Source organism: Kribbella sp. NPDC056345 (assembly GCF_042262745.1).
Classification (GTDB): Bacteria; Actinomycetota; Actinomycetes; order Propionibacteriales; family Kribbellaceae; genus Kribbella.
This window is the reverse complement of sequence record NZ_JBHJQQ010000002.1, coordinates 284977-296353: the sequence shown is the minus strand read 5'-3', so window position 1 is coordinate 296353 and position 11377 is coordinate 284977. Positions and strand designations below refer to the sequence as shown.

12 protein-coding genes are annotated in these 11377 nt (G+C 67.4%); 4 read left to right on the top strand and 8 right to left on the bottom strand.

Translation table 11 applies throughout. From position 1 onward, the window contains the following. Positions 1 to 207 precede the first annotated feature (207 nt). The 7 genes from ACFCV3_RS07165 to ssd form a co-directional block, all read right to left on the bottom strand. Complete coding sequence (locus ACFCV3_RS07165; protein WP_376027009.1) at positions 208 to 588, bottom strand: Rv3654c family TadE-like protein; 381 nt, start codon at positions 586 to 588, stop codon at positions 208 to 210. Positions 589 to 659: 71 nt separating this feature from the next. Next, positions 660 to 1010 (bottom strand): TadE family type IV pilus minor pilin, encoded by a 351-nt coding sequence (locus ACFCV3_RS07160; RefSeq protein WP_376027006.1) that lies wholly within the window; start codon positions 1008 to 1010, stop codon positions 660 to 662. A gap of 69 nt (positions 1011 to 1079) precedes the next feature. Then, on the bottom strand, positions 1080 to 1313 hold the full coding sequence (locus ACFCV3_RS07155) for a DUF4244 domain-containing protein (protein WP_376027003.1): 234 nt from the start codon (positions 1311 to 1313) through the stop codon (positions 1080 to 1082). Between the two features lie 105 nt (positions 1314 to 1418). After that, complete coding sequence (locus tag ACFCV3_RS07150) at positions 1419 to 2132, bottom strand: type II secretion system F family protein (protein WP_376027001.1); 714 nt, start codon at positions 2130 to 2132, stop codon at positions 1419 to 1421. After that, a complete protein-coding gene (locus ACFCV3_RS07145; RefSeq protein WP_376026999.1) occupies positions 2129 to 2917 on the bottom strand; it encodes a type II secretion system F family protein in 789 nt (262 codons plus the stop codon). The genes ACFCV3_RS07150 and ACFCV3_RS07145 overlap by 4 nt, the downstream gene beginning before the upstream one ends. Before the next feature lie 18 nt (positions 2918 to 2935). Then, on the bottom strand, positions 2936 to 4093 hold the full coding sequence (locus ACFCV3_RS07140) for a TadA family conjugal transfer-associated ATPase (protein ID WP_376026997.1): 1158 nt from the start codon (positions 4091 to 4093) through the stop codon (positions 2936 to 2938). After that, positions 4090 to 5157, bottom strand: a complete 1068-nt coding sequence (gene ssd, locus ACFCV3_RS07135) for a septum site-determining protein Ssd (RefSeq protein ID WP_376026995.1) — start codon at positions 5155 to 5157, stop codon at positions 4090 to 4092. Before ssd ends, ACFCV3_RS07140 begins: the two co-directional genes overlap by 4 nt. Positions 5158 to 5365: 208 nt before the next feature. Between ssd and ACFCV3_RS07130 the strand changes: the two genes are divergently transcribed. Next, positions 5366 to 7099 (top strand): glycosyl hydrolase family 18 protein, encoded by a 1734-nt coding sequence (locus ACFCV3_RS07130; protein WP_376026992.1) that lies wholly within the window; start codon positions 5366 to 5368, stop codon positions 7097 to 7099. A gap of 28 nt (positions 7100 to 7127) precedes the next feature. Further along, positions 7128 to 8669 carry a cellulose binding domain-containing protein gene (locus ACFCV3_RS07125; RefSeq protein WP_376026989.1) on the top strand — a complete coding sequence of 514 codons (1542 nt, stop codon included), beginning with the start codon at positions 7128 to 7130 and terminating at the stop codon, positions 8667 to 8669. A 46-nt stretch (positions 8670 to 8715) separates the two neighbouring features. On the opposite strand, the gene ACFCV3_RS07120 is transcribed toward ACFCV3_RS07125, so the two are convergent. Beyond that, the gene (locus ACFCV3_RS07120) at positions 8716 to 9603 is read right to left on the bottom strand and encodes a LysR family transcriptional regulator (RefSeq protein WP_376026986.1); all 888 of its coding nucleotides are present in this window, start codon (positions 9601 to 9603) and stop codon (positions 8716 to 8718) included. Positions 9604 to 9674: 71 nt separating this feature from the next. Here ACFCV3_RS07120 and ACFCV3_RS07115 point away from each other — a divergent pair, with 71 nt between their 5' ends. Beyond that, positions 9675 to 10874 (top strand): MFS transporter, encoded by a 1200-nt coding sequence (locus tag ACFCV3_RS07115; protein WP_376026985.1) that lies wholly within the window; start codon positions 9675 to 9677, stop codon positions 10872 to 10874. After that, a complete protein-coding gene (locus ACFCV3_RS07110) occupies positions 10871 to 11320 on the top strand; it encodes an aminoacyl-tRNA deacylase (RefSeq protein WP_376026983.1) in 450 nt (149 codons plus the stop codon). The genes ACFCV3_RS07115 and ACFCV3_RS07110 overlap by 4 nt, the downstream gene beginning before the upstream one ends. The last annotated feature ends 57 nt before the right edge of the window (positions 11321 to 11377 follow it).

The following is an 11377-nucleotide window of genomic DNA, read 5'->3' as shown; positions in this document are numbered from 1 at the left end:
CGGGAGGTGGTGGTGAGGGTTGGGGTGGGGAGGGGATGGGCGGGAGCAGGTCGAGGCGGCGGTGGATGGGCCGGTGGCTGGTTGGGGCCGGTGGTTAGGGGATTCGGCCTGCCCGGGAGGTGGTGGTGAGGGTTGGGGTGGGGAGGGGATGGGCGGGAGCAGGTCGAGGCGGCGGTGGATGGGCCGGTGGCTGGTTGGGGCCGGTGGTTAGGGGATTCGGCCTGCCCGGGAGGTGGTGGTGAGGGTTGGGGTGGGGAGGAAGGGGAGGGGGATGGGGAGGGAGACCTGGATGGTGATGTCGGTGGGGGTTGGGGTGCAGGTGGTGAGGGTGACTTTGTTGGCGGTGGCTGTTTGGGCGGCGGTGGTGCAGGGGGCGGAGGTTAGGGAGTTGGCGGCGCTGAGGGCGGTCAGGTCGGCTGCGGCGGCGAGTTGGTGGCGGGCGGTGGAGATGGTGGCCCAGAGGATGGCGGCGGCGAGGGCGGTGCTGAGTAGGAGGCAGGCGGTGAGGACGTGGATGGTGCCGCTGCCTCGGTCGGAGCGTGTGTGCCGGGGTGGGTGGCTTGGGGCGGGGCGCCTGCGAGAGCGCATCCCGCCGCTTCGCGCGAGGGGTCGGTGTCGCGTAGTGAGATGTGGGCTGCGGATGTGCGGGTGGTGGTCGGTCATGGGGTGGGTTCGGGGTGGAGGGTGGCTTGTGCGGATTGGGTGGGGGTGGGGAGGAACGGGAGGAAGGGTCGGGGGGTGGCTTTGACGGTTACTTGGATGGTGGGGGTTGTTTGGTAGGTGACGGTTGCGGTGGGTGGGGTGATTTGGCGGATGAGGGATTGGAGGTCGGCGGGGGCGTCGCCGCGGGCCAGGGCTCGGGCTATGTCTCGGGAGGCGTCGATGCATTGGAGGTGGGTGGTGATGATGCCGATGCACCAGATGCCTGCCAGGACGAGGGTTAGGAGGAAGGGGAGGGCCAGTGCGGTTTCGGTGGTGATGGATCCGCGTTGTGAGGTGGTGCGAGACATGGGGATCCCATCGGTTCGCCGGGGAAGGGGGGCCGGCCGCCGGAGGGGTGGGCGGCCGGCCGCGGGGAGTTAGAGCTCTAGGCCTTCTACGCCGGCGAGTTTGAGGGCGTAGTTGATGAGGGACTTGAGGGCGTTCATCATGACGTCGGACTTGAGGAGGGCGACGAGGATGCCGCCCAGGCCGCAGGCGGCGACGATGGTGACGGCGTACTCGGCGGTGGCGGCGCCGCGCTCGGAACGGGTGCGGAAGCGGCGGAGCGCGGTGGGGCGGGTGCGGCGGGCCGGGGTGCTGGGCTGGGACATCGGGGGCCTCCTGGGTTGATGTTCTTGCCAAGAAGATGCAGCCGTGGAACGTATTGGTGGCAAAGAATTTTCGGGCCTGTGGACAAGTAGTTGCCTCGGGCATCTTTAAGGATTCGTGAGGTACGGAACCAAAGCGTCGGCGATGGTGGGGACGATCGAGAGCAGGACGAAGGCAGGCAGGAAGCAGAGGCCTAGCGGGAGGGCTGAGCGGGACTCGATGGTTCGGGCGTGCTGGTCGGCGGCGTGGTGCTGGGCTTGGCGGGTGTCGTTGGCGAGTCGTTCGAGGGTTCGGGACAGGGGTGCGCCGGAGGTGAGGGAGCGGTCGATGGCGCGGGCCACGGCAGCGCAGGGTGGTTCGGTGCGGAGGAGGGCCCAAGCGTCTTGGGGATCGGCACCGAGGGTTAGGCGATGGGCGATCTCGGCCAGGAGGTCACCGAGCGGGCCATGGATGGCGGCGGCGACTGTGGTCAAGGCTTGTTGGGGTGGACGGCCTGCTCGTAGGCAGGCGGCTAGGAGTTCGATGGTCAGGGGTAGGTCGTTGGCGATGGATGCGCGGCGACGTTTGGTGGCGGCGGGTTCCAGGCGGGAGAGCGTTCGCGGGATCAGGTAGTACGCAGCCACAGCCGGCAGCAGTCCCCACGGTGGGTTGAGGAGTACGAGCACGGCACAGGCGGCTGCTGCGGCGACGAGTCGGTGGGCTCGGGGTGAGCGAGGCCGCGCGGCTTTGGTGGGTTCTAGGCGGCGGAGGTCGGCTGGGGTGCGGAACAGCAGGCTGACGCAGAGAGCAGCTGCGACGGCCGCTAGGAAGGTAGTTGTCATGGGCAAGGGGTTTGAGTTGCCAGGCGGGCGGTCCACTGCAGGCCCAGCGCGGTGAGAGTGAGGCCGCCGGTGAGGCATAGCCAGCCGGGCGGCGTTGCGGTGAGGAACGTCAGGGGGTGCGCGCCTAACGAGTAGCCGAGGGCGATTCCGAAGAGCGGGAGGGCGGCGAGGATGCGGGCTGAGGCGCGGGCACCGGCCAGGCCGGCTGCGGTCTGGCGGTGGATGGCTTCGTCGCCGCGGAGGGAGTCGGCGAGGCGCTCGGTGAGGGACGCGAAGGCGGCACCGGACTCCTCGGCTACGCGCCAGGTGGCGGCGAGGGCGCGAATGCCTTCGCTGCCTGGGGATTGGGCGGCTAGCTCGAGGGCTGTTGGGACGTCGCCGCCCAGCTTGGCTGCAGCGTGGGCTGGATGGAGGTCGGGCGCGATGGTGGCGGCACCGCCCAGCGCGTCGATGGGTGGACGGCCCGCTGCTAGGTCGGCGGCTAGGACGTCCAGGGCTTCGATGACGGTGGTACGGCGGGTTGTGGCGGCTGCCTGTCGTCGGTGTTGCTCTCGCTGGAGCCAGGCGAGGGTGGTGATGACGGCGAGTGCCGCAGTGGAGAAGAAGACTGGTGGCCCAACGGTGAGCAGGACGAGTGCGGCCACTGGGACTAGCAGGAGCTTGCGACGACCGCCGGAGAGTGGGCGAGGCACTGCAGCGGTCAAACGCCGCAAGGGGTTGAGCGGCAGCGGGAACAGGAGGTGGAGGGCCAACAGAAAGCAGAGGGTGGCGAGCAAACGGTTCATGCGACTCCTTGGGCGGGGCTAGGCGGCTTTAGGGGTCGGGTGGGTGAAGCGGGTGGCGGCGGGGTGGAGGGTTGGTGGGCCTACCAGGGGGAAGTCGACTGCTGGGCGGGTGATGACTTCGCCGGTGGGGAGGCGGTCCAGGACGTGGATCGAGGTGAGGCGGCGGAGGCCAGCAGAAGTGCGGGTCAGGTGGAGGACGGCTTGCAGGGCTGAGGCGAGTTGACTGTGGATGGCTTCGCGCGGGAGACCGGCCAGCGCACCCAGCGCTTCGATGCGCGCCGGTACGTCGGACGGCGAGTTGGCGTGGATCGTGCCGCACCCGCCTTCGTGGCCGGTGTTGAGTGCCGTGAGGAGGTCGACGACTTCGGCGCCACGGACTTCACCGACGATCAGGCGATCCGGACGCATCCGGAGGGCTTGGCGAACCAGGTCGCGGAGGGAGATCTCGCCATTGCCCTCGACATTGGGTGGCCGCGCTTCGAGCCGAACGACGTGCGGGTGATCCGGGCGGAGTTCGCTGGCGTCTTCGACCACCAGGAGGCGCTCGCTGGGATCGGTAGCGGACAGGAGTGCGCTCAGTAGAGTGGTTTTGCCAGTGCCGGTGCCGCCGCTGATGAGGAAGGCGAGACGGGAGACGAGCAGGTCCCGGAGGAGCGCGGCGCCTTCGGGTGGGAGAGATCCGGCCTCCACGAGAGAGTCCAGAGTGAAGACCTTGCGGGCCGGAACTCGCAACGACAGGCAGGTGCCCGGGGCTGCGATCGGTGCCAGGACAGCGTGGAAGCGAGTGCCGTCCTGGAGCCGTACGTCGACGTACGGCGTGGCGTCGTCGAGACGTCGACCGGCGGCAGCGGCCAGCCGGGTGGCGAGGCGACGGATTGCGGCGTCGTCGCCGGTGTGCACGAAGACGCGCTCCAGACCGGAGCCTCGATCGATGTAGACCTCGTCCGGGCCGTTGACGAGGATGTCGGTGATCCCTGGTTCGGCGAGGAGACTGTCGAGTGGGCCGGCCCCCAAAGCCTCACGGTGCAAGGCAGCAACGACCGCGAGGACGGTTGAGTCGCCGTACACGCCGCCGTCGGCACGCAGCGCGGCGGCAACCCGCGCCGGGGTCGGTTCACCGCCGCTGACCGCGAGGCGATCGCGCACGCGGTCGAGAAGAGCTCCGGAGATGATCATGCGACCGGGGCGAAGAGATCGAGAAGCATGCCGGCAGCCCGGGCCAGCGACCCTCGCGGATTGGGGTCGAAGCGGCCCTGGTCCATGGCGGCGGAGAGATCCCGCTCATCGGCAAAACTAGTTGCTAACGGCAACCCAAGATGGAGCGCGGCCTCGACAGCAGGGACAGCTGGACGACGGGTCTCGCGAGCGATGACGCGGAGATCCCCCGCGACCTCCGCGAGCGGACCGGCCAGGCGTTTGGCAGCGGCCAGTGAGCGGATGTCGCACGGAACGACCAGCAGAGTCGCGGTTGCCCGGACGAAGGCTTCCTCGACCGCAGGATCGGGTCGGCGCGGCAGGTCGAGGACCACCAGGTCGTTGCTGCACTGGGCGGCATTGAGAACCGACCGCATCGTCTCCGGCGGTAGCGCGGTGACATCGGAGCGATCCCAGGACAGCACCGGAAGACCGCTCGCGGTCGGTAATACCGAGCGGAGCGCGGCGGCGCTCACTCGGCCTGCAGCGTTGAGGAGCTCAGGCCAGCGCTGACCGGGATCACGTTCGATGCCGAGGGCAAGCTCTATGCCACCGCCCAGTGGATCACCGTCGATCAGCATGGTACGCAGGCCACGACGATTGCCGGACAGGGCGACAGCCGCCGCCATGGTGGTGGCGCCCGCTCCCCCGCAGCCACCGACGAAGGCCAGCGTGACAGCAGATCGGACGCCGCCATCCAAGGTGTCAACCAACCGCCCGGACAAGGCGGCCTCGTCGGCAGGGAGCCGGAACACCGCATCCGCGCCGACCTCGAAGGCATGGCGATACAGCTCATCCGTGCCCGGTCCGGCTCCGGCCAGTACGACGCCGGTACGTCGTACTGGCGTGGTGCGGGCCAGCCCCGCGACCAGGTCATCGCCGACGATCACCAGCGGGCAGGCGTGCCAGCTGCGTCGCAGCGCATGCAGATCGCGCTCGACAAGCGGCGTGATCGAGGCCGCCGCGGCCAGCCGGAGCAGGTCGTCGAGCAGTCGTTCGTTGGTAGTTGCCATGAGCACCGATGGGGGAAGCGCTGTGCGGTCCATGCCAAGAAGATGCAGCGGACGCAAGCGTTCCGAACGACCCATCACGCACCTGTGGACAACAGCGTTGTCGGCTTTCCGCCAGCAGCGGGTATCCGCCACAGTGAGCCCGCGACCAACTCGGCGGAAACAGTTACCGTTCCTTTCGAAGTGTCTTTAACTAAATTTCACCGGACGCTTTTTCCCCGCCCCAGTTCCGGAGGACCGCCCCATGAGTCGATTGCGTTTTCTCACCGCTACGGCCGCAGTAGCCGCCACCGCCTTGGTCACTGCCGCCGGCGTCTCGCTCGCGAGTGCCGAGCTGCCATCCGCCGCCCCGGCCGCGCAGGCCGATGTGATGGCACCGGCCGCGGCCGGCGGCGTCAAGACCGCCTACTTCACCCAGTGGGGGATCTACGCCAACGGGTTCTACCCGAAGAACCTGCTCACCACCGGCGCCGCCGCCAAGCTGGACTTCCTGAACTACGCGTTCGCGAACATCCACCCGACCAACCACACCTGCTTCATGGCCAACAAGGCCGCGTCGCAGGACGAGAACAACCCGAACGCCGGTGACGGCGCGGGTGACGCGTTCGCCGACTACGGCAAGTCCTACGGTGCCGACATCAGCGTCGACGGAGTCGGCGACGTCTGGAACCAGCCGATCCAGGGCAACTTCAACCAGCTGAAGAAGCTGAAGGCCAAAGCGCCGAACCTGAAGATCCTGATCTCGATCGGGGGCTGGACATACTCGAAGTACTTCTCCGACGCCGCCTCCAGCGACGCCAAGCGGAAGACCTTCGTCACCTCCTGCCTGAACATGTTCATCAAGGGTGACCTGCCGATGATCGACGGCTTCGGCGGTCCGGGCAGTGCGGCGAACATCTTCGACGGTATCGACCTCGACTGGGAGTACCCCGGCTCGCCGAACGGCCATGTGGGCAACCACCACAGCCCTGCGGACAAGCAGAACTTCACCCTGCTGCTGGCCGAGTTCCGGTCGCAACTGAACGCACTCGGCAGTGCCAACGGCAAGCGCTACTACCTGACCGCCGCCACACCGGCCGGGCAGGACAAGATCGCCACGATCGAGACCGACAAGATCGGGCAGTACCTCGACTACAACAACGTGATGACGTACGACATGCACGGTGGCTGGGACGCCACTGGTCCGACAAACTTCCAGGACCCGCTGTACCAGGCACCGAACGACCCGAGTAACCCCATCCCACCGGGTACGGCGAAGTACTCCGTCGACGGTGCGATCAAAGCCTGGACCACCGGTGACCCGGCGTACGGCATCCCCGGTGGGTTCCCGGCGAACAAGCTGACCATCGGCTACCCGTTCTACTACCGCGGCTGGAAGGGCGTGCCCAGCACGGCCAACGGCAAGTACCAGACCGCGACCGGACCGGCCGACGGGCATGCGCTGAGTGGCAACGTTCCGGGCGTCTCCTTCTACAAGGAACTCACCGGCTTCGTCGACAACCCATCGGCGACCTTCTGGGACGAGACCACCAAGTCGTCGTGGTTCTACCAGGGCGGCACGTTCTGGACCGGTGACAACGCCCAGTCGATCAAGGCGAAGGCGGACTACGCGCACTGCAACGGTCTGGCCGGCGCAATGATGTATTCGATGGAGGCGCTCGACCCTGGTGTCACGCTCTTCAACCACGTCGTGAACGCGGTCAACGCGGACACTCCGGGCTGCAGCGGCCCCACGCCGACGCCCACCCCTACTCCCACCCCGACGCCGACACCCACGCCGACGCCGACGCCGACCCCGACACCCACGCCGACCCCGACTCCGACGCCCCCGACGGCCACCCCGTGGGCGCCCAACACGTCGTACGCAACCGGTGCACTGGTGAGCTACAACGGCCTTACCTACAAGTGCATCCAGGGCCACACGTCCCTGACCGGTTGGGAGCCGCCGAACGTCCCCGCACTCTGGGGCAAGGTCTGATCACGTCCCGCCCTCTGATCGGAGCAACATGAAACGCATCTCGATGGCGATCGCAGCCATCACCGCAGTAGTACTCGCACTCCTCGTCGCACCGGCCGCCAACGCGGCCGGAGTCATTGCGACCTTCACGAAGGTGTCTGACTGGGGCAGCGGCTTCGAGGGCAAGGTCACCATCAAGAACGACACCACGAGTTCACTGAGCACCTGGTCGGTCGCACTCGACTTCCCGTCGGGCTACTCGATCTCAAGCTCGTGGGACGCGACCCGGAGCAGCAGCGGGCAGACTCACACGTTCACTCCGCCCGGCTGGGCCGGACCGTTAGCACCCGGTGCCAGCGTCTCGTTCGGCTTCAACGGCAGCCCGGGCAACTTCCCCGGTCTGGCCGCCTGCCGGCTGAACGGTGGCTCCTGCTCCGGCGGTGGCCCGATCACTCTCCCTGGTGCACCGAGCGGACTGTCCGGTACGTCGACCGCCTCGACCGTCAGCCTGTCCTGGTCCGCGGCCAGTGGTGCAGCCAGCTACAACATCTACCGCAACGGCGCCAAGGTCGGTACGTCGACCGGTACGGCGTACACGGACTCCGGTCTGACCGCCAGCACCAGCTACAGCTACCAGGTGAGCGGTCAGAACAGTGCAGGCGAAGGCGCGAAGACCGGGTCGATCTCGGTCACCACCAAGGCCGGTACCGACCCGGTCGGCAGTCGGCGGGCAGCGCCGTACCTGTACATGGGCTGGGGTGACCCGCCCAACCCGCAGACCGTCATGAATGCCACCGGCATCAAGTGGTTCACCATGGCGTTCATCCTGTCGTCCGGCGGCTGCAACCCGGCCTGGGACGGCACCCGACCGCTGCAGGGCAGTGCGGACGCCAATGCGATCGCACAGATCCGTGCGGCCGGCGGCGACATCGTGCCGTCGATCGGTGGCTGGAGCGGTAACAAGCTCGGCCCGAACTGCAGTACGCCGGAAGCCCTGGCCGGCGCGTACCAGAAGGTCATCGACGCCTACGGCCTGAAGGCGATCGACGTCGACATCGAGAACTCCGACGAGTTCGAGAACGAGGTCGTCCAGGACCGCATCCTGAACGCGCTCAAGATCGTCAAGCAGAACAACCCGGGGATCCAGACGATCCTCACCTTCGGTACGTCGACCACCGGCCCGAACTTCTGGGGTAACCGGCTGATCGAGCGGTCCGCGGCGCTGAACGCGAACATCGACGTCTTCACGCTGATGCCCTTCGACTTCGGCAGCTCGAACATCTACAACGACACCGTCGGTGCGTCGACGGGTCTGAACAACAAGCTGAAGGCCGTCTTCGGCTGGACCACCGCCCAGGCCTACGCGCACCAGGGCATCTCCGGGATGAACGGTCTGTCCGACCAGCAGGAGATGACGACGACGGCAACCTGGCAGAACATCACCAACTGGTCCAAGTCGAACGGCCTGGCCAGGCTGGCGTTCTGGTCCGTGAACCGGGACCGTGGCTGCGCAGGCGGCGGCGTGGTCTCCAACTGCAGTGGAATCGCCCAGCCCGACTGGGAGTTCACCCGCATCACTGCAGGCTTCTGACAGTCGGTACGGCGGGTGCTCGGTCAGGGGCACCCGCCGTACTGACTCAGGTCGAAATGACTGGGCGGGACCGGACGAACGCCCGGAACCGCTCAGCTGCTGGTGTCAGCTGCGCCCGGAGTCGCCAGGTCATCCCGATCTCGCGGCGTGACTGGACTCCGGCCAGCGGCACCGCCACCGCGCCGCTGTCACTACCGCGGACCGCACTCGACGGCAGCACTGCCACTCCGAGCCCAGCACCGACCAGACTGTCGATCGTGTTCAGGTCAGTGGCCTCGAACGCCAGCCGTGGAGAGAAGCCGGCGGCACGACACAGCTCGTCGCTGATCCGCCGAAACCCGAAGCCTGGTTGCAGACCGACGAAAGGCTCGTCCGCGGCCGCAGCCAGCTCTACGCGACGCCGGGTCGCCAGCGGGTGTCCTGGCGGCACATGCAGTGCCAGCCGTTGCTGTTCGAGCGGGTGCCAGCCGAAACGCTCCGGATCCGGTCTGGGCGCCGTGAGGCCGATATCCGCATCACCACTCTCGAGGTCCTCGACGATGCCGGTCGACGGCCCCTGCCGCAGTGCGAACTCAGCACTCGGACCCACCGCCCGGTACGCCTTCAGCAGGTCCGGCAGCAGACTCGTAGCCACCGAGTGCAGGAACGCCAGCCGCACGATCCCCGACTCCGGATCGAGCAGTGCACCGATCCGGAGCTGGGCGCTGTCGACCGCCGCAGTCCCCGCCCGGGCCGCCTCCAGCACGATCCGGCCATATGGATTCAGGCGCAGCCCGCGGTGCTCGCGCTCGAACAGCGGTACGCCGAACGCCTCCTCGACGCGGCGCAGCGACCGGGACAGATTGGGCTGACTGGTACCCAACGCCGTCGCCGCCGCTGTCAGATGTTCGGTCTCCGCAAGGACGGTGAACCAGCGCAGATCCTCGACATGCATACGGATATCGTATCTATTTCCGCTGAGATCGACATTTTACGTATCACTTGGATCGTGGCACCGTCGAAGTCATGCACCAATCTGTCGCAGTCGGCTACCGGCCCGGAGAGGCGGCGTACCGCAGGCTCTCAGTGGCACTGTTCGCAGCCGGGCTGGCGACCTTCGCACTCCTCTACAGCACGCAACCACTGCTCCCTGAGCTGTCCGAGCACTTCCACGTCTCTCCCAGCCAGAGCGCGTTCAGTGTGTCGTTCGCAACATTCGGCCTCGGTCTGGCCCTCCTGGTGGTCGGACCAGTGTCGGAGAGGATCGGCCGAACCACTCTGATGCGTTGGTCAGTCGCAGGTACTGCTGTCTTCGCACTGCTCACCGCGTTCGCTCCCACCTGGCATGCGCTGCTCGCACTGCGCGGCCTGCAAGGGATCGCAATGGCGGGACTGCCGGCAGTAGCGATGGCCTACCTGCGCGAGGAGGTGCATGCCGACAGCCATGCACGCGCCAGCGGGCTCTACATCGCCGGTACGGCGGTCGGTGGCATGTCCGGCCGACTAGTCGCCGGCGGTCTGTCCGACCTCGGCGGTTGGCGGGTCGGTGCCGCCGGAATCGCCGTACTGGGACTCCTCTGCGCCGGAGTCGTGTGGTGGCTGCTGCCGTCCTCGCAGAACTTCCGCCCTGGGTCGGCACATCCGTTCTCCGGCCGGATCCTGCGAGACCCCGCACTGCTTGCCCTGTACGGAATCGCGGCCACTGCGGTCGGCGCATTCGTCGCGGTCTACAACGGCGCAGTGTTCCGGTTGTCGGGTGAGCCCTACCTCCTGAGCGCCGGCGCGTCCGGACTGGTGTTCTGCGTCTACCTGCTCGGATCAGCCGGTTCCGCAGGCGCCGGGTTGCTGGCTGACCGCTTCGGACGACGGGCCGTCGTACCGGTGGGGTGTCTGGTCACCTTGGCCGGAGTCGCGATCACTCTGGCCGCACCACTGCCACTCATCGTGCTCGGGCTCGCAGTGCTGACAGCAGGGTTCTTCGCGATACACGGAGTGGCCAGTGGATGGGTACCAGCCCGAGCACACTTAGCAGGTATCGGAACCGGCCAGGCCTCGAGCATGTACCTGTTCTCCTTCTACCTCGGCTCATCCGTCTTCGGAGGTCTAGCCGGTACGGCGTGGAGTCGCGCCGGCTGGAGTGGAGTCGCGCTGGAGGCCGGAGTGCTGTTCGCAATCGCTCTGGTGTTGTCCCTGGCCCTGAAGGCTGTTCCTAGACTGGACAGGTGACCAAGGCAACGGATGCGGCAGACCAGCTCGGGCTGAGCTACGAAATGACCCAGCACGGACCGGTGAACTCACTGGAGGAGGCAGCCGCGGCAAGGGAGATCGAACCGGCCCGGCTGATCAAGACGATCGTAGTGCGGCTGGCTGACGACGACTACCGCTTCGTTCTCGTCCCCGGCGACCGTGAGATCGCGTGGCCGAAGCTGCGCACGCTGCTCGGCGTCAAGCGGATGTCGATGCCGGACAAGGACACCGCCTTCGCCGTCACCGGCTATCTCCGCGGCACGATCACTCCGCTGGGCAGCACGCACGCCTGGCCGGTGATCGCCGACGAGCGGATCACCGGCACCATCTCGATCGGCGGCGGTGACTTCGGCACCGGTCTCACTGTGGACGCCGATGAGCTCGCCAAAGCCCTCAACGCCACCGTCGCCGACGTGACCGACTGAACCATCCGGGGTGGGTGAAAGCCCACCCCGACAGGGGCTGTAGAGCCATCCTCCGGA

Bases quoted from the DNA above. Each gene is read 5' to 3' on its own strand.
- ACFCV3_RS07165 (WP_376027009.1), bottom strand. From the start codon at position 588: ATGCGCTCTCGCAGGCGCCCCGCCCCAAGCCACCCACCCCGGCACACA.
- ACFCV3_RS07160 (WP_376027006.1), bottom strand. From the start codon at position 1,010: ATGTCTCGCACCACCTCACAACGCGGATCCATCACCACCGAAACCGCA.
- ACFCV3_RS07155 (WP_376027003.1), bottom strand. From the start codon at position 1,313: ATGTCCCAGCCCAGCACCCCGGCCCGCCGCACCCGCCCCACCGCGCTC.
- ACFCV3_RS07150 (WP_376027001.1), bottom strand. From the start codon at position 2,132: ATGACAACTACCTTCCTAGCGGCCGTCGCAGCTGCTCTCTGCGTCAGC.
- ACFCV3_RS07145 (WP_376026999.1), bottom strand. From the start codon at position 2,917: ATGAACCGTTTGCTCGCCACCCTCTGCTTTCTGTTGGCCCTCCACCTC.
- ACFCV3_RS07140 (WP_376026997.1), bottom strand. From the start codon at position 4,093: ATGATCATCTCCGGAGCTCTTCTCGACCGCGTGCGCGATCGCCTCGCG.
- ssd (WP_376026995.1), bottom strand. From the start codon at position 5,157: ATGGACCGCACAGCGCTTCCCCCATCGGTGCTCATGGCAACTACCAAC.
- ACFCV3_RS07130 (WP_376026992.1), top strand. From the start codon at position 5,366: ATGAGTCGATTGCGTTTTCTCACCGCTACGGCCGCAGTAGCCGCCACC.
- ACFCV3_RS07125 (WP_376026989.1), top strand. From the start codon at position 7,128: ATGAAACGCATCTCGATGGCGATCGCAGCCATCACCGCAGTAGTACTC.
- ACFCV3_RS07120 (WP_376026986.1), bottom strand. From the start codon at position 9,603: ATGCATGTCGAGGATCTGCGCTGGTTCACCGTCCTTGCGGAGACCGAA.
- ACFCV3_RS07115 (WP_376026985.1), top strand. From the start codon at position 9,675: ATGCACCAATCTGTCGCAGTCGGCTACCGGCCCGGAGAGGCGGCGTAC.